Source organism: Mucilaginibacter antarcticus, from assembly GCF_042686155.1.
In the GTDB taxonomy this organism is placed as follows: domain Bacteria; phylum Bacteroidota; class Bacteroidia; order Sphingobacteriales; family Sphingobacteriaceae; genus Mucilaginibacter; species Mucilaginibacter antarcticus.
This window is the reverse complement of sequence record NZ_JBHUON010000002.1, coordinates 146,411-170,411: the sequence shown is the minus strand read 5'-3', so window position 1 is coordinate 170,411 and position 24,001 is coordinate 146,411. Positions and strand designations below refer to the sequence as shown.

General features: G+C 43.3%; 21 protein-coding genes and 1 tRNA gene. 11 read left to right on the top strand and 11 right to left on the bottom strand.

Annotated elements, in window-relative coordinates; genetic code table 11:
- The first annotated feature begins 237 nt into the window (after positions 1–237).
- On the top strand, positions 238–993 hold the full coding sequence (locus tag ACFSYC_RS02655) for a hypothetical protein (RefSeq protein WP_377123236.1): 756 nt from the start codon (positions 238–240) through the stop codon (positions 991–993).
- Between the two features lie 239 nt (positions 994–1,232).
- Here the strand turns inward: ACFSYC_RS02655 and ACFSYC_RS02650 are convergent, their stop codons facing one another.
- From ACFSYC_RS02650 to ACFSYC_RS02630, 5 genes are all read right to left on the bottom strand, one after another.
- Entirely contained in the window at positions 1,233–1,784 is a 552-nt protein-coding gene (locus ACFSYC_RS02650; RefSeq protein WP_377123234.1) for a hypothetical protein, read from the bottom strand.
- Complete coding sequence (locus tag ACFSYC_RS02645) at positions 1,765–2,241, bottom strand: hypothetical protein (protein ID WP_377123232.1); 477 nt, start codon at positions 2,239–2,241, stop codon at positions 1,765–1,767. Before ACFSYC_RS02645 ends, ACFSYC_RS02650 begins: the two co-directional genes overlap by 20 nt.
- Positions 2,242–2,328: 87 nt before the next feature.
- Entirely contained in the window at positions 2,329–3,546 is a 1,218-nt protein-coding gene (locus ACFSYC_RS02640) for a site-specific integrase (protein ID WP_377123230.1), read from the bottom strand.
- 251 nt (positions 3,547–3,797) lie between these two features.
- Positions 3,798–3,871 (bottom strand) — tRNA-Asp (locus tag ACFSYC_RS02635).
- Between the two features lie 210 nt (positions 3,872–4,081).
- Positions 4,082–4,324, bottom strand: a complete 243-nt coding sequence (locus tag ACFSYC_RS02630; RefSeq protein ID WP_377123228.1) for a helix-turn-helix domain-containing protein — start codon at positions 4,322–4,324, stop codon at positions 4,082–4,084.
- Positions 4,325–4,700: 376 nt separating this feature from the next.
- On the opposite strand from ACFSYC_RS02630, the gene ACFSYC_RS02625 reads away from it, so the two are divergent.
- Entirely contained in the window at positions 4,701–5,840 is a 1,140-nt protein-coding gene (locus ACFSYC_RS02625) for an acyl-CoA dehydrogenase (protein ID WP_377123226.1), read from the top strand.
- Positions 5,841–6,008: 168 nt separating this feature from the next.
- Here ACFSYC_RS02625 and ACFSYC_RS02620 read toward each other — a convergent pair whose 3' ends face one another.
- Entirely contained in the window at positions 6,009–8,339 is a 2,331-nt protein-coding gene (locus ACFSYC_RS02620) for a vWA domain-containing protein (RefSeq protein WP_377123224.1), read from the bottom strand.
- Between the two features lie 96 nt (positions 8,340–8,435).
- On the opposite strand from ACFSYC_RS02620, the gene ACFSYC_RS02615 reads away from it, so the two are divergent.
- Positions 8,436–9,005, top strand: coding sequence for an RNA polymerase sigma factor (locus tag ACFSYC_RS02615; RefSeq protein ID WP_377123222.1), 570 nt, complete (start codon positions 8,436–8,438; stop codon positions 9,003–9,005).
- Entirely contained in the window at positions 8,995–10,788 is a 1,794-nt protein-coding gene (locus ACFSYC_RS02610) for a carboxypeptidase-like regulatory domain-containing protein (protein WP_377123220.1), read from the top strand. The genes ACFSYC_RS02615 and ACFSYC_RS02610 overlap by 11 nt, the downstream gene beginning before the upstream one ends.
- A gap of 3 nt (positions 10,789–10,791) precedes the next feature.
- Here the strand turns inward: ACFSYC_RS02610 and pepT are convergent, their stop codons facing one another.
- Complete coding sequence (gene pepT / locus ACFSYC_RS02605; RefSeq protein ID WP_377123218.1) at positions 10,792–12,042, bottom strand: peptidase T; 1,251 nt, start codon at positions 12,040–12,042, stop codon at positions 10,792–10,794.
- A gap of 67 nt (positions 12,043–12,109) precedes the next feature.
- Here pepT and ACFSYC_RS02600 point away from each other — a divergent pair, with 67 nt between their 5' ends.
- From ACFSYC_RS02600 to ACFSYC_RS02585, 4 genes are read left to right on the top strand one after another with little or no spacing between them, the layout of a single operon-like run.
- Complete coding sequence (locus ACFSYC_RS02600; protein ID WP_377123216.1) at positions 12,110–12,841, top strand: hypothetical protein; 732 nt, start codon at positions 12,110–12,112, stop codon at positions 12,839–12,841.
- A complete protein-coding gene (locus ACFSYC_RS02595; RefSeq protein ID WP_377123214.1) occupies positions 12,841–13,203 on the top strand; it encodes an MmcQ/YjbR family DNA-binding protein in 363 nt (120 codons plus the stop codon). Before ACFSYC_RS02600 ends, ACFSYC_RS02595 begins: the two co-directional genes overlap by 1 nt.
- A gap of 38 nt (positions 13,204–13,241) precedes the next feature.
- A complete protein-coding gene (locus tag ACFSYC_RS02590; protein ID WP_377123212.1) occupies positions 13,242–14,984 on the top strand; it encodes a M14 family zinc carboxypeptidase in 1,743 nt (580 codons plus the stop codon).
- The gene (locus ACFSYC_RS02585; RefSeq protein WP_377123210.1) at positions 14,981–15,616 is read left to right on the top strand and encodes a rhomboid family intramembrane serine protease; all 636 of its coding nucleotides are present in this window, start codon (positions 14,981–14,983) and stop codon (positions 15,614–15,616) included. Before ACFSYC_RS02590 ends, ACFSYC_RS02585 begins: the two co-directional genes overlap by 4 nt.
- Here ACFSYC_RS02585 and ACFSYC_RS02580 read toward each other — a convergent pair.
- Positions 15,582–16,571, bottom strand: a complete 990-nt coding sequence (locus tag ACFSYC_RS02580) for a hypothetical protein (protein ID WP_377123208.1) — start codon at positions 16,569–16,571, stop codon at positions 15,582–15,584. The genes ACFSYC_RS02585 and ACFSYC_RS02580 overlap by 35 nt on opposite strands.
- Positions 16,572–16,684: 113 nt before the next feature.
- Between ACFSYC_RS02580 and ACFSYC_RS02575 the strand changes: the two genes are divergently transcribed.
- The 3 genes from ACFSYC_RS02575 to ACFSYC_RS02565 are packed head-to-tail and all read left to right on the top strand — an operon-like array spanning position 16,685 to position 19,095.
- Positions 16,685–17,215: a hypothetical protein gene (locus tag ACFSYC_RS02575; protein ID WP_377123206.1), complete on the top strand. Its 531-nt coding sequence runs from the start codon at positions 16,685–16,687 to the stop codon at positions 17,213–17,215.
- A complete protein-coding gene (locus ACFSYC_RS02570) occupies positions 17,212–18,225 on the top strand; it encodes a dipeptide epimerase (protein ID WP_377123204.1) in 1,014 nt (337 codons plus the stop codon). Before ACFSYC_RS02575 ends, ACFSYC_RS02570 begins: the two co-directional genes overlap by 4 nt.
- Positions 18,226–18,276: 51 nt before the next feature.
- Positions 18,277–19,095, top strand: a complete 819-nt coding sequence (locus tag ACFSYC_RS02565; RefSeq protein ID WP_377123202.1) for an MBL fold metallo-hydrolase — start codon at positions 18,277–18,279, stop codon at positions 19,093–19,095.
- Between the two features lie 435 nt (positions 19,096–19,530).
- Here the strand turns inward: ACFSYC_RS02565 and ACFSYC_RS02560 are convergent, their stop codons facing one another.
- The 3 genes from ACFSYC_RS02560 to ACFSYC_RS02550 all read right to left on the bottom strand — a co-directional run bounded on the left by ACFSYC_RS02560 (position 19,531) and on the right by ACFSYC_RS02550 (position 23,827).
- Positions 19,531–20,109: a DUF4142 domain-containing protein gene (locus ACFSYC_RS02560; protein WP_377123200.1), complete on the bottom strand. Its 579-nt coding sequence runs from the start codon at positions 20,107–20,109 to the stop codon at positions 19,531–19,533.
- A gap of 60 nt (positions 20,110–20,169) precedes the next feature.
- Positions 20,170–21,126: a D-2-hydroxyacid dehydrogenase gene (locus tag ACFSYC_RS02555; RefSeq protein WP_377123198.1), complete on the bottom strand. Its 957-nt coding sequence runs from the start codon at positions 21,124–21,126 to the stop codon at positions 20,170–20,172.
- A gap of 388 nt (positions 21,127–21,514) precedes the next feature.
- Positions 21,515–23,827, bottom strand: coding sequence for a DUF7133 domain-containing protein (locus ACFSYC_RS02550; protein ID WP_377123196.1), 2,313 nt, complete (start codon positions 23,825–23,827; stop codon positions 21,515–21,517).
- Positions 23,828–24,001 lie beyond the last annotated feature (174 nt).

The window sequence follows — 24,001 nt, the reverse complement described above, 5'->3', positions numbered from 1 at the left end:
GCCGAGTAAAAAGTAAAGGCCATGCAGAGCGGGCCATTATTATTTTATTTTTAGCGGCGGCCCGGCCTTGACTATTTACCCGGCTCGCGCTTTTGGTTGCTTAAGCGGTAAATATGCCATACTCTGTTCTGCTTAAATCGCGTATTATCATCTGCTTCAAAATTCGAATCACTTCCCTTATATTTGATATAGATTAATAATAGGGGCATTTCTATATTTTCAAAGCAGGAGAATGTTATGCAACAAAGTCAAATAGCAGCCGAATTAAAGGAGTTGAAATTATTATTATCTAAAGTAGTTGGCTCCTCAGATTTGCCAGCAAAGGAGCAATTTTCACCTCTACTACTAGATAAAGCAGCAAAAGAATTTAAAAAGCTAAGTATAGCTCGTGGAGAATGGATTACCGAGTATGAGCTTTACAAGCATTTTAAGGATGCTCATTATGGTTGCGGTAAATTTATCCGTGACAAATTTGGCTTCTCGAATTATTTTAAACAGGGAAAAGCTACTTATTATAACAAGACTGATATTTTAGCCTTATCAAAGGAATTGAAGCTCCGAAATGTTAACCTGGCCCGTTACATGGAATTAAAACAGGACCAAGAAAATTTTAAAAAGAAGTTGGTAGATGCTGCGTCTAATAAAAAGGCGTTAAAACTGAAAAAATCCTATCAACTTCCCGATGACCTGTATGACATAAACACATCTGAACCGCCAAGGCCTGCCGCCGTTGAACTTGTTATTGAGGATTTAAAAAAATTGGAAGAAGAGTTTTTCCAGTATAAATTGGCTGATTATATCGATATCTACAAAGGCAATTATGCTATGGTGAAATTCGAATATTCATTTTCAAAGTATCTGAGTAATGAAATAAAACAGAGATGCAGGAAATGGTGCGAAAATTTTAATTATGCAAACCATGCTTTAGAATTACTTACCAATAAAAAGGCATCCTTTATCCCAGTCAAGGAAGAAGATATGATTCAATTATGATTTTGAAATTGGCTCCCCTCGTTTTCTATTCGGGATTTTTAACACTTCTGATTCTAGATACATCGCCTTTTTTCGCCCTTTGATGACTGTTTCCATTTTTTGGTTATTGAAATTTATCCCTATATAAAATTAATATCTGAAGTTTAAATTTTCAAATCCAATACGGACAAATAAAAAAGCAATATGCTATTTTGCATATTGCTTTCATTTAACCTAAATTAGATTATGGTAACCTCAATTTAATAAGCAAATTCAAGCTTATTTTTAATGTGTTTACTTTCTTCCTTCCTAATGCCAGTATCTGTCATGATTTCATGCTCTTTATCTTTTTGCAATAATTTGAACCAGGCCAGTGCAGGGATCATGCCATTAGAATGTAATTCCAATCGTATAACAAATTTTTCTGGCGGCCTCCTATGATTGTTAATATACTGACTTAGTACAGCCGGTTTAATATCGATGTCAGCAGCAAATTCCTTGTCCGGCTTTTCTTGCCTATTTACATATTCGTTTAAGAAATAGCCAAAATTTAAAACAGCCTGGTATTGATTACTAACAACATAATCTTCCAATTGGAATTTTAATTGTAATAATTTATCATAAATCTGTTGCTGGGGAGTTCTATTTGCAAATTGCTTTCTTCGTTCTATCCAAAAATCTTCCTCCTCCTTTTTTTCCTGAACAGTCACAGGTGTCTTTGAGGGAAATACGAATGCTTCTGCAAGTTCTTTATTACTCAACTTTGAAAAATCTGTTAGTTCATAGCTCCTATTATTCGTCCTGTTTTTCATAATATTTCTTAATTAAAGATAAAGAATTATGTCCGTGACTAATCAAAAATAATTTGGTGGTAACAAAACCATATACTTGCTGATAATGATTTTCAAGCTCAGTTTTAGGTTTCAAACAAACATAACCACCATATCCAGCCTCAAATGCTTTCCTGCAAGCAAATGCAATTAAACAGCCTGCAATTCTCTGATACTGTTTAGCCTTGCTCACATTTTCCAAAGATGATGCAAGCAATCTGATTTCAATTGCAAAATCACCCGGACGATCCACCAACGACATTAAGCCTATAGGCTCATCAACACCTTCAGCCGTTAGCTTATAAACTTCATACTGTTTTTCTTTGTTCCAGTTGAAATCAAATCGCTTGCTTTTATTGATCAATGCAATTTCTTTAATATCCAGTTTGCTAATGACGGCCAAAACTTTCTCGTCAGTTTCGCTATGTATTACATACATAATATTCAAATATACATAAAAGTTTACATAAAATGTAAACTTTTATAAGGTTCAACAATGAGTTAATTTCAATTCACCGCAATAGAATTAGCCGGCAGATAGCTTTTCCTTTAATTGCTGCATATCAAAACTGATCTTGTGATCCATAACTTTAGCGTAGATCTGTGTGGTCTTGATGCTGGTATGCCCCATCATCTTGGCAACGCTTTCAATAGGAACGCCATTATTAAGGGTCACAGTAGTTGCAAAAGTGTGTCGAGCTATATGGAAAGTGAGTAGCTTCGAAATGCCGCACAGATCAGCTATTTCTTTTAGATAGGCATTCAACTTTTGGTTGCTCATGACTGGTAACAACAAATCGTCGCAAATACATTGTGGATTGTCCTGATACCGTCCGACTATAGATAAAGCTGCCGGCAAAATAGGAATTCTGGATAAAGTGTCTGTCTTCTGACGGTTTGTATAAATCCACAAATCACCGTCAATTCCTTTGATTACTTCCGACCTTTTAAGTTTTCTCACATCGACATAAGCTAAGCCGGTATAGCAGCTAAAGAGAAATATATCTCTAACTAAACGAAGCCTTTCAACTGAGAATTGCTTTTCGGCCATCGTTTTTAATTCTTCTGTAGTCAGGACGATTCGGTGCACTTTCTTTGTTTTCGGTTTATAATTCAGATAAGGGTCAACCGTAAGCCAGCCGTTGCCTAAACAGATGCGAACAATTTTTCCCAAGTTTTTGATATACTTGATCGCGGAGTTGTTGGCACATTTACGTACGCTCCGCAGGTAATACTCAAAATCATTAAGGAATTCGAAGTTGATTTTTGTGATAGGAATATCTGAAACATTATGCTGCCAATGCATAAAATCCTTGGTGTGCATTAAAGCTGTTTCATAACGTTGAAGCGTACTCTTCTCAAACTCCTGTCCTACCAAGCTGCGCATTTTTTGATTATGATCTTCAAAAACAGTGATCAATGTGCATACTTTTTCCGTTTTACCAGTAAACCGATTTTTCAAACTTTCGGCTGTAATCATTTCATCGTTAGCGGTCATCCAGCGATGGAGTTCCTGGGCTTTGGCTTGTAAAGTGTCGAGATAATAGTTTAATGTACGAACGTTCTCTTTTGTGCCTATGGCTCGACCTGCATGGGTATCCCAACGTGACGGTTCGCATACTTGGCCTGTTGAGGCTTCAGCTCTTTTACCATCAACAGTAAAACGCAAATAAATGGCAACAGTACCCTCTTTGTAGCCAGAGCGCTTTTTTAAATAAAAAAGCAAATTGATGTTAGTTCTCATTACAAATGAATTAAATAGTGAAACAAAATTGATTATTCCATCACTTGCAATCAAGATGTTCACTCGCTGAACATCTTCTTAATCAGTTACTTATGGCATTTCTGGTGAGCACCTTTTTAGCTTTAATATGCTCACCGAATTGCTCACCTTTTTTATGCTAAAACATGCATATTTTGGTGTTTTTTGGTAAACAAAAAAGCCTGCAAATCGATGATTTACAGGCTTTTAGGCAATTTTGACATTGTTTTCAGCGGAATGGACGGGACTCGAACCCGCGACCCCATGCGTGACAGGCATGTATTCTAACCAGCTGAACTACCACTCCGTTTGGGACTGCAAATATAGAGTTCGTTTTTTAAACTACAATATTTATTTTAAAATAGTTACAAGTAGCAAATAATCAGCGATTTAATTTTTTAAAGACCGTTTTGCATTAATTTTGATCTCATTTTTATACAACTGTGTTAAAAAAAATACAGCAACTGTATACAAAAACAGAATTACGTACAGTTTGCAAACAGTTAAAACGCAAGGCTTAATAAATTCCTCTAAAAAAGCCGGATAGCGAAACATCAAAGTAGTAACACACTTTTCTAAGCGTTTCTATACGTATATCAATCTTACCAGACTCTAACCGGGCGATATTTATATTGGTATCCGAGTAAAACTTCTCTTGCGTTACCTGGCTTTGCCTGCGTAAGCGCTTAATTTGCAGCGCAATTTTGCGTTTAAACGCATTGTCAGAATTGTCAAGATATTCAAAATCAGTAAGTAACATAAATTAGGGGGCGTTTATAGAAAACAATTACAGGTTGTATAATTAGTTATTATAAAGCTAAAATAACATAAAATCAGTAATTGTCTACTTTTAATTCTGACGAATAAGTAGTTGTCGCGGCCTATTTATGGCAATACATTTGTAGTAGAAACAACAAGCCCTGCAATTACCTATGAAACTTTAATATCGGCGGCTACGTATAAGGTAAGAATTCTCAGACACCCAAGCTGAGGTTTATTTGTTCTTTGTTTTGGGTTTAATCAATAGTTTAAATTAATTAGGGGAAAGGGAGCTTCAAAAGAGCTCTCTTTTTTTTGCCCGCTTTTTTATTATGCACGCATAATATTTATCTTTATTACGATTAATACTGCTCAAAATGCATTTCGAACTTACCGAAGAACAACTAATGATACGCCAGGCTGCGCGAGATTTTGCGCAGACCGAGTTGAAGCCTGGCGTAATTGAGCGGGATGAACATCAAAAATTTCCGGCTGAGCAGATTAAATTACTGGGTGAGTTGGGTTTTATGGGGATGATGGTATCGCCGCAATATGGCGGTAGCGGGATGGATGCAGTATCGTACGCCATAGTTATGGAAGAGCTTTCAAAGATCGACGCTTCTGCATCGGTAGTAGTATCAGTAAATAATTCGTTGGTATGTTATGGGTTAGAAAAATACGGCAACGAATCGCAAAAGCAAAAATATCTTGCCCCGCTTGCCAAAGGCGACGTGATAGGTGCGTTCTGCTTGTCCGAACCCGAAGCCGGATCAGACGCCACAGCACTAAGGGCCACCGCCATTGATATGGGCGATTATTACCTGCTGAACGGTACAAAAAATTGGATAACCAGTGGCAGCACAGCATCTACCTATATTGTAATAGCACAAACAGACGCGTCGAAAAAACACCTTGGCATAAATGCTTTTGTTGTTGATAAGGGGACGGCAGGCTTTACCGTAGGCGCCAAGGAAAATAAAATGGGCATCCGTGGCTCAGACACACACTCACTGCATTTTAATGATGTTAAGGTGCCCAAAGAAAACCGCATTGGACAGGAAGGCTCGGGGTTTAAGTTTGCCATGAGCGTTTTAGAGGGCGGCCGTATAGGCATTGCCGCCCAGGCTTTGGGTATTGCATCCGGCGCTTATGAGTTGGCGTTAAAGTACGCGCAAGAACGCAAAGCATTTGGCAAAGCCATAGCCGACCATCAAGCCATACAATTTAAACTGGCGGATATGGCTACAGAGATAGAAGCGGCAAGGCTGTTGGTTTATAAAGCGGCCTGGCTCAAAGACAACGGCCTCCCGTTTGGCAATGCCAGCGCCATGGCAAAGGTCTTTACCTCTGAAACTGCTATGCGCACCACTACCGAAGCAGTACAGATCCATGGTGGCTACGGCTATGTAAAAGAGTACCATGTAGAGCGGCTGATGCGCGATGCCAAGATCACCCAGATATATGAGGGCACGTCAGAAATTCAACGCATTGTCATATCGCGCGAGGCGCTTAAATAATGAAGGCGCTTATTACTATTTTGACTAGTCATTTGCCTAGAAGATCAAGTCGTCATTCATCATGTCCGCCTTTACTTTTTTCTGCCAGGCAGCATTAGGCTCATATGGTTGCGGAAACCAAATACAAAGTGCCATCCTATGTTGGTATAGGATGACACTTTTATCTGGTTATTTATTAACCGCAGCAGCCATCGTTTTCATCATATCCCGGGTGCTTTCTGCCAGGCGGATAAATTCGGCGCGGTAGCCGTTGTCGTCTTTACCTTTGGCGCCCTTGGCCAGTTTAATCAGGTCTTCGAAATTAGTGTTTTGTTTAAAAGCCGAGTTACGCAGCAGCATGCCGTATCCGGCAACCGACGCTGCAAAACGCATATCTTCTGACGCGCTGTTGATGGCTACCGACCTGGCATTCACCACCACTTGCTGTAGCCTACTCTTTTCTCCATCGGGCTCTTTGTATCTAAATTTTACAGTCATGATATCTGTAGAACCATTTGGCTGAGCCTGCTTTTGTGTTTGCTGATACTTAAGTGGATCAACCGTACCCATAAAATCGTCTTTTACGCCAACCGGGATAATTTCATACAGTGCGGTTACGGTGTGGTTTACGCCCATGTCCCCACCCAGCTTGGTGTCGTTATTAAAATCTTCTTTAGCCATCAGGCGATTCTCGTAACCCAGCAAGCGGTAAGCCTGTACGGTATTGGGGTTAAACTCTACCTGCAGCTTAACATCCTTAGCTACAGTAAACAATGTACCACCAAACTCAGTAACCATAGATTTTGTGGCTTCGGTGATATTGTCTATGTAAGCGTAGTTACCATGACCTTTGTCGGCCAATAGTTCCATTTTGCTGTCTTTGTAATTCCCCATTCCAAAACCCAATATTGACAAACTGATGCCGCGTCCACGCTCTTCTTCTATCAACTCCTCCATAGCTTTGTTGCTTGCTGCTCCTACGTTAAAATCGCCATCGGTAGCCATAATAATACGATTATTGCCTTTTTTGATAAAGCTTTTTTGGGCCACTTGGTAGGCCGTCATTAAACCGGCACCGCCGGCCGTGCTGCCGCCTGCACCTAACTGGTCAATCGCTTCTTTAATCTTATCTTTCTCATTTGCCGGGGTTGAGGCCAATGCCGTGCTTACGTAACCCGCATAGGTAACCAGGGCTACTCTGTCTTTCGGTCTTAGCTGATCGACCAACATTTTAAGTGCTGTTTTAACCAGCGGCAGTTTGTTAACTTCATTCATAGATCCGGACACATCAACCAAAAACACCAGGTTTGATGCCGGCAGCATGTCGGTTTTAACATCTTTAGCGCGCAAGCCTATACGCACCAATTGGTGTTGACTGTTCCAGGGCGTGGTGGCGATTTCAGTCTGTATAGCCACCGGTTCGCCATTGGTTGGTTTAGGTAGGTTATAATTAAAGTAGTTAATCAACTCCTCGATACGTACCGCGTTTTTAGGGGGCAATTGTCCGCCATTAATAAAGCGGCGTACGTTAGCGTATGATGCCTTATCAACATCAACTGCGAAGGTTGACAACGGTGTGGTTTGCGGACTGGTAAATTGATTCTCGCTGATATGGTCATAATCCTCGTTACCGGGCGATGGAGTAGAGCTATATGCATATTTTGGATCTATCCTAGTTTCGCGCATAGAGGCATTGCCTACAGCATTTAAACCCCGGATATTTACAGACCCACGCATGCCTGGTGCGCCGGCATTGCCATAAACGCCTGCTCCTTTTGTGCTGCCTTGCAGTAGTTGCTCAACATTGCCAACCGGATTATCCTGAACCTCTCTACCGGTAATGATATAAGACTTACCGTTGGTGATTGCTCGGTCGCGCCTAACATATCCGCGTATTACAACCTCGTTTGCGGCTTTTGCATTGAAAGCCAAATTAATATTAACTACATTTTGTCCCGGTACCAGTTTGTGTGATTGCGACATATAGCCTACAAAAGAAAATGTCAAAACAGAACCCCCGGCAACAGTTACCTTATAGTTGCCATTGATATCTGCCTGCGTTATGCCGCCATCTTTTTGCGTACCAACTGTACAGCCGGTTAATGGCTCTTTGGTTGCGGCATCAAGTACCTTACCGGTTACCGTTATTTTTTTTACCTCACCTTTTACAATTTTAACCGGGCCATTTTTTATTGCATAGTTGGTTGTAACTGATTGGTCGCCGTAGCCATCTACAACCATAATGCTTTCTAAAATATCTGTTGGCAGGTTTTTTATGGCTTGTGCTACGTCTCCTTTACTACTATAATCCCTGCGATTAAATCTGGCCCCGATCGCTCCGTCCGGGCCGCCTTCTATTGCCGCCATATTTTTAAGAAGTTCATTAAGCTTTGTGGCTTTATCTGCCGCAACGGCGGTTGCCGTATTTTTATCATTAGCTTTTACTGTCTGCATTGAGCAGCTATATGCAAAACCGTTAAGGCTAACTACGGCAGCTAAGGTCATCAGGTAATTTCTCATAATTTATTTATTAAAAGATTTATGGATTTTGCAGGTAGGATGCATCTAATTATTGATTTCCATAAATCACCAAAAAAATTTATTTTGTTGCTCTGCATGAACTTCTTAAAAAGCCAAAGTAAATCCACCGACACTACAGACGAAAGGCTACTGCAGGAGTATAAACAAAGCGGCGATTTAAATACCCTCGCCACCCTGTACCAGCAATACATGCCCCTGGTTTATGGCGTGTGCCTAAAATACCTGGGCGACGAGGAGCAAAGCAAAGATGCCGTTATGCAAATTTTTGAAGATTTGATAGCGAAGGTTAACCTGCATAACATTAACCAGTTTAAAAGCTGGCTGTATGTGGTAAGTCGCAACTTTTGTTTGATGCAGTTACGTGCCGGCAAAAAGATGCAAACCGAACCGATGCCTGATTTTATGGAATTTGCCGATGATACGCATCATGATAACGACAACGAGGAAAACCTGACCGCCCTGGAGCGATGCAGAGAAAAGCTGCCGTCGGCGCAAAAAATGAGTATCCAGTTGTTTTATATGGAAGAGAAGTGCTATAAAGAAATTGCCGACGATACCGGCTACAGCATGAACGAGGTTAAAAGCTATATCCAGAACGGAAAACGTAATTTAAAAATTTGTTTGGAGAAGAACAGTGGGCGCTAAGAAGAAAGACATATTGCAAATTGACAAGTACCTAAAGGGCCAACTTGACGCCAAGGCCATGCACGACATGGAGCGCCGGGCGCAGGACGATCTGTTTTTGATGGACGCGTTGGAGGGCTTTGAAAAAGTGGGGGCGGACCAGCAAGCTAATCTTGCCGACCTGGAAACCCGTCTGGCTAATCGCGTAGCGAAAAAAGAAACACGCAGTATTTTACTATGGCGCGTATTACCTATGGCCGCATGTTTGCTGCTGATGCTGGGTGGTGGCTATTGGTTTCTAAACCGTCAGCCTAACAAAATTCAATATGCAACCAATGTTGGCGTTGATAGCGCGTCAATAACGCGTAACACACCATCGCCAGTAAAAGACTCGAACACTAACATAGCTAACAGCCTAATCCTTGAACAGGAACAACGGATACCCGCAAAACCTAAAGCGGATAAAGTACAATACCTGGCCAAACACAACGCTGTAAAAGAAACCCGAACGGTTGACAACCCTTTGAATGATATGGAGAGTATAGGAATAGACAGCAACGGCGCCATAAAACAGCAGGGGTTGACTGTGACAAAGGCCCGCATAAACGGGAAAAACTATAGCGGAGGCGGTGTAAAGGACGCTATTAAAAATTTACCGCCAGAGGTTATAGATAGGATACAGACCATTGATGATTATGCCTATAATACTAAGCCTAAATCCTCTTTGGGGGTCTACGGCAGTAAAGCCCCGGTTGTGGGTTTAAAACCAACATATAAAAAAGGTGCCTTTGGGTCAATAGCTAACCCTCCATTATTGGGCCCTTCGCAGCTACCGCCTGGCAAAGTGGTAATAACGGGGACGATACTTGATGCCGCAAACAAAGAACCATTAACCGGAGCCACCATTGCCATCAACGGCAAGGGCCTAACTCAGGCAGATATCAATGGAAAATATACAGTTACTGTGGACACGAATGCCACACTTAGCTATCAGTTTGTGTCGTATAAAGAACTATCTGTTAAACTGAAGCCGGGGCAAACTATTGCTAATGCTAATTTGGCTACCGATACAAAAGCGATGAACGAAGTTGTGATACGAGGCTATGTTAAACGCGATCGCGACCAAACTACCGGCTCATCATACATTATCACCGGCAAAGAAGTGCAGGATAACCCGGTTGGTAATGTCGATCAACTATTACAAGGCAAAGTTGCCGGGTTAAATATTCAGAATAATACCGGCGCGCCGGGGATGCGCGGCTCGGTTAATATTCGCGGTTTGGCTACCCCTTATGCCGTTACCGATCCAACTAAACAACCTTATTTTGTGAATGCTAGAGTGTTTAATGATGCCCTTAAACCTGTTAACGCTATAAACTTGAGCCTGGGTGGCAAATACATAACCAAGGCAGATGGCAAAGGTGTTTATCAACTACTGTGTATAGGGCCTGTAGTTTTGTCTGTAAGTGTGCCTGGTTATGTAACACAACACATAATGATCCATAATGCCGATACCGCCACCATCGTTCTAAAAAAATCAAAAGTTTATGATTGTAACGAGAACCCGGAGTTTAAAACTCAGTTTGATCAAAATATAGACATTGCGGAAAAGTTTACATCCGGCTATCTTAAAAAGGTTACAGATGCTGAATTTATTGAGGCCATTAAATTTATAGACCGCCGTACCAAGGTGTCAATAGGCACGCGCAAAAGCGCGCGCTATAAAGATCTTGACGCGTTTATGGTTGATAAAGCCAAATGGCTAAACTGGTACGAGGCTAAAAAATGTAAAGGACTAAACTAAGGGCTAACTCCTTTCTTCCCATACCGCACACAAATGCAAGATGGTTTGCACTGCCTTATGCATGTCCTGTACCGATACCCACTCCTGCTTGCCATGAAAAGCATGCTCGCCGGCAAAAATATTAGGGCAGGGCAGGCCCATAAATGACAAGCGCGAACCATCTGTCCCCCCACGTATGCTGCACATTTTAGCATCCATATCTGCGCGGCGAATAGCTTCCATGCCATATTCTACTATCTGCGGATGCTGATCAAGCACGCTTCGCATATTGCGGTACTGCGGCTTAACCTGTAGCTCGTAACTAGAGTTAGGGAAATCTTCTAAAACTTCTTCAGCAATTTTTCTGATCACGTCGGCGTGTTTAGCCAGCTGCTCATCGTCAAAATCACGAATGATAAATTCTATCACAGCCTCTTCTACCTGCCCCTGTATAGCAACAGGGTGCACAAAACCTTCCATGCCATCCGTGTTTTCTGGCGACAGTTCAAAGGGCAGCATGGCGGTGATAATGCCGGCAATTTTAATGGCGCTCTCCATTTTACCCTTAGCAAACCCGGGGTGCGAGCTTACCCCTTTTATAATGAGCTTCGCGCCATCAGCGCTAAAGGTTTCGTTTTCCATGTTGCCCGCGCTCTCGCCGTCAATGGTGTAACATGCGTACGCACCAAGTTTCTCAATATCCACCTTATCCACGCCGCGGCCAATCTCTTCATCGGGCGTAAATAATATTTTAACAGTTCCGTGCTTAATTTCGGGGTTATTAATCAGTTGATAGCAGGCGTCCATGATCTCTGCGACACCCGCTTTATTATCTGCACCCAATAACGTTGTCCCACTTGCCGTAACAATGTCATTGCCTAACTGATTTTTCAGGTCGGGGTGTTCATGCATGTGTAACACCTGGGCGTTATCATCAGGCAAAACCAGGTCCTGGCCCTGGTAGTTTTGGTGTATAATGGGTTTTACGCCCGCGCCGCTACAATCGGGCGAGGTATCCATGTGTGAGCAAAAGCAAATTACCGGTACATTGGGCTTATCAGTATTGGCCGGAATAGTAGCATAAACATACCCAAATTGGTCAAGGTGCGCATCTGTTACACCCATAGCCAACAGCTCTGTCACCAGCAATTTACCAAGGTTTTTTTGTTTTTCGGTAGATGGGATAGTGTCAGATGCCGGATCAGACTGCGTATCGATGCCCACATAGCGCAAGAAGCGCTCAAGAGCCGTAAAGTTATTTATGTTAAAGTTCATATATTTGCGTAGAAGTTGTGAAAAACGAAGTGCCGTAATAATTTGTAAAATTGATTAATATTTAGGTTTGAAAAGAATTACGCTGCTTTTTGTTTTAATGTTTTCTACACTGATCACCCGGGCGCAGGGAGGCAGCTATAATTATGGCCGTTATGGCATTGGTTTTAACGCTTCGCGTAATCGCCCGTATGCCGATTTAAAGCAGGCTAACGACGGAAAATCATTTAATGTAACCGGTTATTATAACGTAACACCATATATCCCGTTGGGTTTAGAGATACAGTCGGGAGACCTGTCCGGAGGAAATATTGTTACAGATCAGTACAAACGTCAATATAAAAACCAGTACGTAGCGGTTATTGCACATGGCGATTTCACCCTGGGTGAAATTATTGACTACGACAACAGCTTCTTTATGCACTTGTTTAAAGACATATATTTCGGAACCGGCGTTGGTTTAGTTTCAAATAAAATGACTTTTATACAGCGCACAAATCTCAATCCGTCAGACGTATATCCCGTTGGCTCCTATACGTTTCCGGGTCAGGACAAAAGTATGGAGTTGATGGTGCCGCTTCGTGTTGGTATCGACCTTAAAATATATAATAGCTATAGCGAACCTTTTATGAGCGTAAACATAGGCTATATACATAATGTAACCTGGGGCGAGGGCCTTGACGGATACACCGACCCTGCTAGCGGCTTTAAAAACAACTCGCCCGACCAATATCGTCAAATCGTGGTAGGGGTTAAGTTTAATTTTGGTTCAACAGTGCCGTATACCAAGTCGATCAATTAATGCTAAACGTAGAAGAGCTGCGCGATTACTGCCTTGCGAAACCAGTGGTTACCGAAGGCCTCCCTTTTGGCGAGGATACGCTGGTGTTTAAAGTTGCCGGCAAAATTTTTTTACTTATTGGTCTAGAAAAAGGCGACCGCTTCAATGTTAAGTGCGACCCCGAATTGGCCATCGAATTGCGCGAGCGCCACCCCGAAGTACAGCCCGGCTATCACATGAATAAAAAACTGTGGAATACCGTCGCTATGGACGGCACACTGACCCGCAAACAGCTGCTGGAAATGATTGACCACTCTTACGCCGAAGTGGTGAAAAGCCTGCCTAAAAAAACGCAAGCCGAAATTAGCGGCCCTGCTCAATAAGTGTTACCTTAATCGGCGCAATCTGATCCGTTATTTTCATGAAGAAATTTACATTGGCACTGTTGGCTTGCCTTGCTTTTGGTATGGCCCGGGCACAGTTAACGCCCTTTGAGCTAAGCAAGGATAAAAACTATTCAGCCGCCTATCCCGAAGTAATTAGCTACTACATCAAATTGGCCAAAGCCAACCCGCAGATGAAGCTCATCAATTATGGCACTACTGATGTTGGGAAGCCGCTGACGCTGATCGTACTATCGCGCGATAAGGTGTTTGATCCTGCGCTCATCAAAAAGCAAAATAAACGGGTATTGCTTATTAATAATGGCATCCATCCCGGCGAGCCGGAGGGCATTGACGCCAGCATGATGCTGATGCGTGATCTGCTCAAAAAGAATGCCCTGCCTAAAAATGTGGTGATCTGCATTGTAGCCTTATATAATATTGACGGCAGCCTTAACAGGGGCAAAAGCCGTATTAACCAAAACGGACCAAGCGCGTATGGTTTCCGCGGTAACTCGCGCAACCTTGATCTTAACCGCGATTTTATTAAGGTAGATAGCCGCAACACCATTGCGCTGGAAACTATCATTAACACCTGGAACCCCGAGATCTTTTTAGATAACCATACCAGCAACGGCGCCGACTATCAATACGTGATGACGCTGATAGAAACACAAAAAGACAAGCAAAATCCTATCCTCGCTAACTACACGTCAAAAACGTTAACGCCCGAATTATATAATCGAATGAAAGCGTCGGGCTTTGAGATGACCCCTTACGTTGAGAGTGAAGATGAGTCGCCAGACAATGGCATAGTGAGCTTCTTGGAGACTCCGCGTTTTGCCACCGGCTACACGTCGCAGCACAACATTATTAGCTACATTACAGAAACGCACATGCTTAAAGAGTTTAGCAAGCGCGTTTGGGCAACCTATTACTTTATGCAGGCGCTGATAGATATTAATGAGCGAGATGCCATGCTGATAGGCGAGGTTAAAGCCAAGGCTGATGAAGAGGTGAAGAACCAAAAAACGTTTGCGCTGGCCTGGGAGCTGGACACAAAGAATGTGGATAGCGTTACCTTTAAAGGCTATTACGCAGGCCATAAAAAGAGCGATGTAAGCGATTTTGAACGCCTGTACTATGACCGCAGTAAACCGTTTACTAAAACAATTAAGTATTACGACAATTACATCGTTAGCGCTACAGCCGAAAAGCCGGTGGCTTATATCATTCCGCAAGCCTGGGGTAAGATTATTGATCTGTATAAGCTGAACAAAGTAGCCATGCGGCCGCTAACCCATGATACCACCTTAGATGTAGAGATGTATTACATAGCCGACTATAAAACCGGCACCCGGCCCTACGAAGGCCACTACCTGCACAGCGATGTTAAATTAACGCCAACCAGCATGAAAATCAAATTCCTGGCCGGCGATTATGTGGTGTATACCAACCAGCACCTTAATCGTTTTATTGTAGAAACGCTGGAGCCCCTGGGTGTAGACTCGTATTTTGCCTGGAACTTTTTCGATTCGATACTGAGTTCAAAAGAAGGGTACTCGCATTATGTTTATGAGGATATTGCAGCGGAGCAATTAAAGAATGACCCTGCCCTGCGCAAAAAGCTGGACGACGAAAAAGCAAAGGACCCCACATTAGCCAAAAGCGGCTCGGCACAGCTAAATTTTGTTTACCGCAACTCGCCATACTTCGAAAAAACATATCTTCGGTACCCGGTAGCGCGGCTACTGGTTAATACCAAATTAGATTTAAAATGATAGAGATTTTTAACCTGGCGCCTGTTGCGTCCATCATATTCGCCATTACCGTTATCGTATCGTTACTGGCTTTCAGTAATGAGGAATTGTATGGCAAGCTAATGCTGCACCCGTATAGCGTGTACCGTAAACAGAATGTGTTTCAGCTGATTACAAGCGGCTTTATTCATAAAGATTGGATGCACCTATTTTTTAACATGCTGTCATATTACTTTTTCGCTTTCCCGTTAGAGAGTTACATTGGGCATTGGCAATTTGGGGTGCTTTACATCGCCAGCCTTATTATCAGTGATCTGCCATCGGTAGTAAAACATAAAAACGATTATCGGTACCACAGCTTAGGCGCATCTGGCGCAGTGAGCGCGGTAATATTTAGTTATATTATGTATTCGCCGCTTACTAAAATGATGATCATGCCAATACCAATCCCCATCCCGGCTATTATATTTGGCGTACTGTATTTAGTTTACTGCCACTTTGCATCTAAGCATGCCCGCGATAACGTAAACCACGACGCACACTTATACGGCGCCTTATGCGGCGTATTTATAACGCTGATATTGCACCCGGACGTTTTACCCGCCTTTATCAATCAAATTAGCACGGGAGGTCGATCGTCGATCGGTCTCTAAAATTACCGTTAGCATCAACTAAAAAGCTCATGGGCTGCTCAGGATTTTTGATGATCTCTAACAGCAGGAAGCCCCAGTTTTTCCAAAAATTCTCGAGCACTTGCCCATAGGTTTTATTTTGCCAATGGTCAAACAGGGGTTTGCTGCTAAAACCGCGCAGGGGCATAGCTTCAATATAAAGCTCGTCGGCAACCGGCAGCATGTTATACTCGGGCAGGCGGTTAAACAGGTAATTTGAATAATAGATGCGGCCGCTAAACTCTTCAAATTGTATCGGGTGCAAGGTATGGTTGCTTATTTTTCCCAATATTTCATGGTGATAATTACGGTTGGCGCCATTGTCCTGAAAACAAAGGATGAGACCAAAATCTTTGATTCGCAAAGAGAATGTTAGCGTATTGATCTCATCGCGATAGCCAAACTCTTCCTGGTTATTATCAACCTTAAATAAAAACAGGCTGTAGGGCTTAAACTCCTCAAAAAACACCGGCAGGTTAATAGTTTGCAGCATTAAATGTAGGTGGCTTATTTTATGAATGATAGACTGCGACATGGTAAACTCCTCGCCCTGCGCACGCTGCTGCCGTATGCCCACCTGTATCTCATTAAAAATTATCCCATACATCAACTTGCCCGCCCATTGAAAAAGCTTAAGTTCATCTAAGGCTTTAACAGCCTCGTAACCGCTTTTAAATGCAGCCTCAACTTCAGCTTCCAGCGGCTCAAGATAGGTTTCGTTAACAGCCGATGCAACCGGTAATTTAATGTCTTTGTAGGTGGCCATGCTTTCATCAAGCAGCTTAAAGGGTTTGTCCTCTAAGCCATACATGCTCATTAGCCACTGTGGGAAAACCTGTACCCGCTCTTCTTCACTTTGCAGCGTTTGTCCGGTTAAAAAACAAAGCTTGTTGCTAAAATTTGCAGCGTCAAAAGGGGCGTATGGTTTTACGGGCATGTATTTGTTATCTGGGATTGGCGCGTGTGGACTCGGCCCAATCATTGCTATTACCGCCAAATATACCCATCATTTCAAAAAGAAAAATTTAGCTTTGACATTATGTTATGTTTATGACGGATACGCTCAGGGAATTATCAGACAAAGAACTAACGCTTGGCCAAACCGGCGTATTTAGTTATGTGCAAACTGCTATACCTACAGACGATATTGATTACGCATTTGCGGATATCCACAACGCCTATCTTGAGCTGCATAACCGTACCCTTGACCAAGTTTTTAAAACCGAAACACTGAAAAGGATGGTGTTTTTAAATTGGTACTATATGGCCGAGCCGGCCATGCTTACCGGCATGACGGACCTGGACCATGAAACCATATTGGCATCGTACCAATTACTGAACGACCTTATAAAGGCCGGCGAACTAGACGAGGAATTTACCTGGATGCTGGCATTTTACAGCACCTGGGGCTTTGTTATCATGGAGTTTTCTGAACCCAACATGCCCGAGCTTACCGCCTTTGCCGAAAAATACCGTTGGACGGTACGCCAACCACCATTAAAAAAACAACTTGGCGCCGTGATGGAAAACCGCGGCCAGATGGGTAAATTTTGGAATGCCTTACAGGACTTAGCGACATGAAATTAACCTGGCAACCTTTTGAGCTTTTACTAAAGCACCCCTTCACCATAGCTAAATTCTCGCGCACATCAACCCCAATCATGTTGGTGCAAATAAGCCATGAGGGCCACACCGGTTATGGCGAAGCATCAATGGTTCCTTACATGGGCGAAAGCCATGAAAGCGCCACCGCGTTTTTGAATAAAGTTGAGGCCGGCAAGTTCAAATTCCCCTTTAATTTTCAGGAGATCATTAATTACCTGGACGATATTGCCCCCGGCAACCCCGCAGTTAAAGCTGCCATTGACATTGCCCTGCACGACCTGGAAGGCAAACTATTAGGCAAGCCTTGCTGGCAACTACTGGGCAGCAAGCCCGGGCTGATGCCTGTTACCAGTTATACAATCGGCATAGATACGCCAGACGTTTTCAGGGAAAAAGTGCAGGAAGCTGCCAATTTTAAAGTGATAAAGGTAAAGCTGGGCCGGGACAATGATAAAGAGCTGATCAACATTATCCGCTCGGTGACTGACGTGCCTATTTATGTGGATGCCAACCAGGGCTGGACTGACCGGCAGCAAAGTCTGGATACGATTTACTGGCTGCAGCAGCAGGGCGTACAGTTGGTGGAGCAACCCATGCTAAAAACGGATATTGACGGCAACGCCTGGTTAACCCAACACAGCCCCATACCGATAATTGGCGATGAGGCCGTACAACGCCTGGCCGATGTAGACAAGGCTAAGGATGTTTACCACGGCATCAATATAAAACTCATGAAATCGGCAGGGATGTTTGAAGCAAAGCAGATGCTTGACCGCGCCAGGGAACTTGGCCTTAAAGTGCTGATAGGCTGCATGAGCGAAACCAGCTGTGCATCGTTAGCGGCGGCGGCCCTTGCCCCGCAATGCGATTGGGCAGATATTGACGGTCCGTTTTTAACAACCAATAATCCTTATGCCCCACCTGCCATTATAAATGGTGAATATGTTTTGAATAGCGATCTGGGCTTGGGTTTGAAAATCAAATAAATTTTGAGTTAAATTTTTATCATCGCTCAAAAACCGTTAATTTGTGTTGCGATGTCTTTATTTGTAGCCTCACTAAATTCTGGAAGCAACGGCAACTGCTATTACGTTGGTAATGAGCACGAAGCCGTATTGGTTGACGTTGGCATATCATGCCGCGAAACCGAAGCCCGTATGGCGCGGCTGGGTCTAAGCATGCGCAAAGTTAAGGCCATCTTTATTTCGCACGAGCACTCTGACCATATCAGCGGGGTAACCGTGCTGGCCAAAAAATATCAGATCCCAGTTTACATCACCGGCCTTACCTTATTGCATGGTGGCTTGAGGCTGGATGAAGATTTGGCGATTGAGTTTATAGCCGAACAGGTGGTACAAATTGGCGACTTAACCATCACCCCATTTTTAAAACTGCATGATGCCGCACACCCGCATAGCTTTACCGTAGCCTGCTGTGGCATTAAGGTAGGCGTATTTACAGATTTGGGAGCGGTTTGCGAAAACCTGGTACAGCATTTTCAGCAATGTCATGCCGCTTTCCTGGAGGCTAATTACGACGAGGAAATGTTGGAGCGCGGCAAATATCCGTATCACTTAAAACGCCGCATCCGTAGTGGTAAAGGCCACTTATCTAATAAGCAGGCTTTACAATTGTTTATGGATTATCGCCCGGCTTACATGTCGCACTTGTTCCTGTCGCACTTATCAAAAGACAATAATTGCCCCGAGTTGGTGCAAAACCTATTTAACACCCATTCGCGCGGGACCAAAATCGTAGTAGCTTCGCGCTACCAGGAAAGCGCTATTTACCATATCAGCGGTTTAGGTGCACCGGTTTTTGCACCATTGGTAAGCCTACAAACGTCGCTGTTTTAGCAATTTACTATCTACAATATTCTGCTTTAAATCTGGTGTTTTTCTAGTAACCCTGCCGCGGGATGGCTGGCTTTTGCTTAAACATTGTTTGTTACAAGCTATAACTTCAAAATATACGTGCTTAATTTTAGCGCAAAAAAAAGAAGGAGTCCGCTAAAACTCCTTCTCTAAAATTAACTGATCTCATTATTCTCATAAAGAACGAATGGTTTAGTACGATTGTAACAAGCGTTACGAAGATATAAAAAACTACAAAATAAGGAGAATAAAATTTTAAAATTTTATTTTTGGCGATTTACCAAATGTAATTTTGTCTATCGAAGTAGTCAACCAAATAACGGAGCAATTGCTGCTTCAACTACCGCTTTACGAAAAAAGCACCCAGGAAAGATTTAACTCTCCAGGATGCTCTTACAAAACATTGCTTTAAATATCTTATTTTAATCCGTCGTGGATTTTATTGATATGCTCTAAGTGTGCTCTCAATGATGGTAACGTTTTATCAATAAAAGCCTTCATATCAGGGTCTTTTACGTCTTTTGAACCACTTTCAAACAGATCAACAGTAGCTTTATGGTCTGATACCATTTTGTCTACATAAGCTTTATCAAAATCTGCTCCTGCCTTTTTTGATAAATCAGCAAGCGCGCTTTTTGAATCGGCGTTAACAGAATCTGGTAAAGTGATGTTTTTTGTAGCTGCAAGGCCTTTTAACTCGTCATTTGCTTTGCTGTGATCTGAAATCATCATGGCAGCAAACTCTTTTACTGACGCGTTTGTAGCTTTTGCAGCTGCAAGTTTGCTGGTTTCTACTTCAGTCATGCTACCGTTTGCTGCATTAACTGCAAATTGTGCATCGTCGGCAACTACGCCAATACCGGTTGAGCCGTTAGTTGTTGTGTCTTTTACAGCATTTAAGCTGTCCGCTGCGTCTGTGCTGTCTTTTGGACCGCCACATGCCTGCAGCATTAAGCCCACAGCAGCGATCATTAAAATTGAACTTAGCTTTTTCATGGTTTACTTTTTTTCTTTCTAAGTAAACCCTGACAAAACCTTAATGTTTTAAGAAAGTTATCAAACTACCAGATTTACAGGCGTTCCAGCTGTAAAAGCCCGCAAATTGCTAACAACGGTATCCATCAATCTTGCGCGTGCCTCTTTAGCTGCCCAGGCAATGTGTGGCGTTACAATCACATTCTTTGCCCCAAATAATGGATTGTTTGCCGCAGGCGGTTCTTTTGATAGGACATCAATACCCGCCCCGGCAATAATTTCCTGATTAAGCGCATTGGCTAAATCAGCGTCATTCACGATCGGCCCGCGCGAGGTGTTAATCAAAAATGCAGAGGGTTTCATTTTTCGCAGATTTTCTGCTTTGATAAGGCCCTCCGTTTCGGCCGTTAACGGGCAGTGAATAGTAATCATATCTGACAGCCTGAGCAACTCGTCCAGTTGCACCCACATAAAGTGCTTGCGGTGGCTTTGGTCTGTTTGCGTGCGGCTATAGGCAATAACATTCATATCGAAAGCAGCGGCAATATCAGCAACCTTTTGACCTATGGTGCCAAACCCTATAATGCCCAAAGTTTTGCCGGAGAGTTCTATTAGCGGGTAGTCCCAAAAACAAAAATCTGCAGAGCTTGCCCATTTACCTTCCATCACCGCATCGCCGTGTTTTTGCACACGCAGGCAAAGCTCAAGCAATAAGGCGAAAACAAACTGCGCCACCGCCGCAGTGCCATAACCCGGTACGTTGCTTACTACAATGCCGTTTTGTTTACAAACTGCGGTATCTATAATATTGTAGCCGGTAGCAAGCACGCCAATATATTTTAGATCAGGCAGCTGATGAATTGTATCGGCATCAAGAGGGGTTTTGTTGGTCAGGATGATCTGCGCGCCTTTACTTCGTTCAACAATTTCATCTTGCGGGGTACGGTCATAAATGGTTATATCGCCAAGTTTACTCAATGCTTCCCAGCTCAAGTCGCCTGGGTTAAGGGTATGTCCGTCAAGTACAACTATTTTCATTTTAGTTAGATTGGTTTTTGGCAGCAACGCGGCGTTTTTATCCCCTCCAACTTGAGGATTAGGGCTGGCTGTAGTTGTTGGCGACGAGAGTTTCAGCTCCTCCTAACCTAACCTATAGCTCCCAAGGTAAGGGAATCGCACGGCCCTTTGCTTTCTTTCGCTGCAAGTGATAATTTAAACAACAGGTGATTCACTTTCATTGTTTCACTACAAAATTGGCAAAACGTTAAAAACGGGATAACTAATTATCCAATACCTATTTAACCATCAATCTTTAAAGGTTTGCTGCTGTTACAAACTGTTTCACACATTTTCGCAACACGCTCAAAATTAAACCATTACAAAAAATACTGTTTCACCTGTTTCACTCTCATCTAAAATAGAAAGTCTAGTTGGTTCGCATACCCGCGTCAGCAGGCTTAGCTGGTGCTGTCAGCTCCTCCATGGTAAATGTTTTTTGACGCGAAGCAAGCTTTGCACGCAAAGCCTTAACGTCAGGTGCATTAACCTTGTCGCCCTTGTTTTGCCATGAGCGGCGAACGAAGTTCAATACCTGCGCAAGGTCGTCATCGGTAAAATCTTTATTATCGGCAAAGCCCGGCATCTCTCCGGCTATCTCAGGTGCTTTGTATATATGGCCCGCAACTTTAACCGGTCCGCTCAGGCCTTTAAGCACAATAGATATGAGCGTTGTTTTGTTACCATTCACAATTTCCGATTTGTTAAGCGGCGGCGCCAGTGAAGCAACACCGTTGCCATCCTCGCCATGGCAGGTTTTGCAAACCGTGTTATAAATAGCCACACCGCGCGGGTAATACTTGGCCATAATTGCCGGGTCGCTGTTTAGCTTGGCATCTTCAATAGCTACTACCACTCTTTCAATCCGCTTATTGATAGCCAGTGCGGTATCAGGCAAAGCCGCCAGCATTTGTTTCTGGAAAATCTGCTCGCGTCCCTCAAGCGCTGCCACAATAGCGTCAGACACATAACTGTTTTTTGGATGACGCCTGGCCAATGCGAACAGCAATCCGTCTGCAGTCTTTTGATCGAATTTCTTTATTGAGTGGGTCACAAAGCCAACGTAGGGTGCTGCGGTAGTATCATTAACCATTGGCTTTAATACCGCTGCAAACTCGGCGTAATTGTTTTGATCAATAACAGTTGACGAGGCCGTTAGCGCTTGCATCCTTATGCTCCATTGCGGCGATTGCAGCAGCGCTAACACTTCATCGGCCTTTAATATCCCAAAGCCTTCCAGCGTCCACAAAGCGTGGGTAACAAACAGTGGATTAGCAGATTTCAAGGCTGCTTGCAAAGCTGGTACAGCCTGCTGCGGTTTGCTGTCAACCAGGATTTGTTGCGCTTTATCGCGCACGTATCCGTTAGCATTTCCTAACAAGGCAACCAGCTTAACAGGGTCTGTCGGGAAGGTGACATTAACGGGCTTTTTACCTGCCGGATATACCTTGTATAACCTTCCGCATGCCAGAGGCAAGGTCAGGTTACGTTTACCAATCTCGCCCGCCAGATATGGTGTTAGGTACGTTTTGTGTTGAATGATACCACGGTACATATCAACAATGTAAAATGCCCCATCCGGACCATCGTATAAACTTACCGGGCGGAAACGCTCGTCGACACTCGCTAAAAATTCACGGCCGCGGTAGGCCTGCCTGCCACGTACAACATTCCCTTTTTCGGTGATGATGTTGCGCTTTATGAGGTTTGCGGATGGCTCTGCCACGAATGCATTAAATTGATAATCAGTCCCAAATAAGCCCCCCCGGTAAATCATTGGACCGCAGGCAGCTGTCATATTCACCAAACGTAGGCTATCATCCAAAACGCCCTTCATATACCCCCGGTTAACTCCCGGCGTAGGGCGTATCGGGAAAACCTTGGTGTCGGGCACAGTACGCTCGTTAAAGCCGGCCATATTTTTTTGATTCTTATTGGTTAAACCCAAGCCCGGCGGAAAGTAGTCGCCTTGAAGGTTCACTGAATTATCGTTAGCATACATACGGCCCTGATCATCCTGGGTAATGCCCCATTGACCTTTTCCGTGCGAGCGTTCTGTAAGCCACTTATCGCCCTGTTTACGGTAACGTTTCTCAGAGTTAGCGTTATATATCCAGTTATCTAAGGCACGGTATAAGCCATTGGGCTGGTGCTCTACGTTGCCGCCATCGGTATATTTTGCGTCAACCAGAGTGCGCTTAACTACTTTATCATTAGCCAGTTCATAAAAAAACAAACGTGGCGGCTCGGCAACTAAAATGCCACTCTCTATTAGGCAAAACGCTCGTGGTAATATCAGCGAGTCAATCACGACCTTCCGGTCATCCATTACCCCGTCTTTGTTTTTGTCTGACAGCACAACTACCTTACCTATAGGTACATTCTCGCCTTTTCCGGTAGTATCGGGCATGTAGTTATTCATCTCTATCACCCAAATGCGGTTGTCTTTGTCAAAAGTAATGGCAACCGGGGTGCTTATCAGCGGCTCGGCAGCTATAAGCTCTATGGCCATGCCGGGCTCCAGCTTCATTTTGCTGATCGACTCATTGGCGGGCACAACCGGTGAGGAGCTCAGATCAGCTTTTGATGGGTTATTGGCAATTGACAACAGCTTGTGGGTGGTGCACTGGTACAAAACACAGGCGGCCAACAACAATATAAATATGTAGAAGTACTTTTTCATGCTGTAAAATAGGGGTGATTTAAGAGTAGATCACGGGTAAATCATAGTAAAAACATGCTATTATGGGGGTATATTGCCAGTAAAAAGTGGTAAATACACACCGCATGGTAAAAATGCCTTATTTTTTGGTAGCTGCAATAAAATAACTTTAAAAAACCAATTGCGTAATAAGCA

Bases quoted from the DNA above. Each gene is read 5' to 3' on its own strand.
- ACFSYC_RS02625 (WP_377123226.1), top strand. From the start codon at position 4,701: ATGCATTTCGAACTTACCGAAGAACAACTAATGATACGCCAGGCTGCG.
- ACFSYC_RS02645 (WP_377123232.1), bottom strand. From the start codon at position 2,241: ATGTATGTAATACATAGCGAAACTGACGAGAAAGTTTTGGCCGTCATT.
- ACFSYC_RS02615 (WP_377123222.1), top strand. From the start codon at position 8,436: ATGAACTTCTTAAAAAGCCAAAGTAAATCCACCGACACTACAGACGAA.
- ACFSYC_RS02620 (WP_377123224.1), bottom strand. From the start codon at position 8,339: ATGAGAAATTACCTGATGACCTTAGCTGCCGTAGTTAGCCTTAACGGT.
- ACFSYC_RS02590 (WP_377123212.1), top strand. From the start codon at position 13,242: ATGAAGAAATTTACATTGGCACTGTTGGCTTGCCTTGCTTTTGGTATG.
- ACFSYC_RS02640 (WP_377123230.1), bottom strand. From the start codon at position 3,546: ATGAGAACTAACATCAATTTGCTTTTTTATTTAAAAAAGCGCTCTGGC.
- ACFSYC_RS02555 (WP_377123198.1), bottom strand. From the start codon at position 21,126: ATGAAAATAGTTGTACTTGACGGACATACCCTTAACCCAGGCGACTTG.
- ACFSYC_RS02650 (WP_377123234.1), bottom strand. From the start codon at position 1,784: ATGAAAAACAGGACGAATAATAGGAGCTATGAACTAACAGATTTTTCA.
- ACFSYC_RS02575 (WP_377123206.1), top strand. From the start codon at position 16,685: ATGACGGATACGCTCAGGGAATTATCAGACAAAGAACTAACGCTTGGC.
- ACFSYC_RS02580 (WP_377123208.1), bottom strand. From the start codon at position 16,571: ATGCCCGTAAAACCATACGCCCCTTTTGACGCTGCAAATTTTAGCAAC.
- ACFSYC_RS02550 (WP_377123196.1), bottom strand. From the start codon at position 23,827: ATGAAAAAGTACTTCTACATATTTATATTGTTGTTGGCCGCCTGTGTT.
- ACFSYC_RS02585 (WP_377123210.1), top strand. From the start codon at position 14,981: ATGATAGAGATTTTTAACCTGGCGCCTGTTGCGTCCATCATATTCGCC.
- pepT (WP_377123218.1), bottom strand. From the start codon at position 12,042: ATGAACTTTAACATAAATAACTTTACGGCTCTTGAGCGCTTCTTGCGC.
- ACFSYC_RS02565 (WP_377123202.1), top strand. From the start codon at position 18,277: ATGTCTTTATTTGTAGCCTCACTAAATTCTGGAAGCAACGGCAACTGC.
- ACFSYC_RS02655 (WP_377123236.1), top strand. From the start codon at position 238: ATGCAACAAAGTCAAATAGCAGCCGAATTAAAGGAGTTGAAATTATTA.
- ACFSYC_RS02560 (WP_377123200.1), bottom strand. From the start codon at position 20,109: ATGAAAAAGCTAAGTTCAATTTTAATGATCGCTGCTGTGGGCTTAATG.
- ACFSYC_RS02630 (WP_377123228.1), bottom strand. From the start codon at position 4,324: ATGTTACTTACTGATTTTGAATATCTTGACAATTCTGACAATGCGTTT.
- ACFSYC_RS02595 (WP_377123214.1), top strand. From the start codon at position 12,841: ATGCTAAACGTAGAAGAGCTGCGCGATTACTGCCTTGCGAAACCAGTG.
- ACFSYC_RS02570 (WP_377123204.1), top strand. From the start codon at position 17,212: ATGAAATTAACCTGGCAACCTTTTGAGCTTTTACTAAAGCACCCCTTC.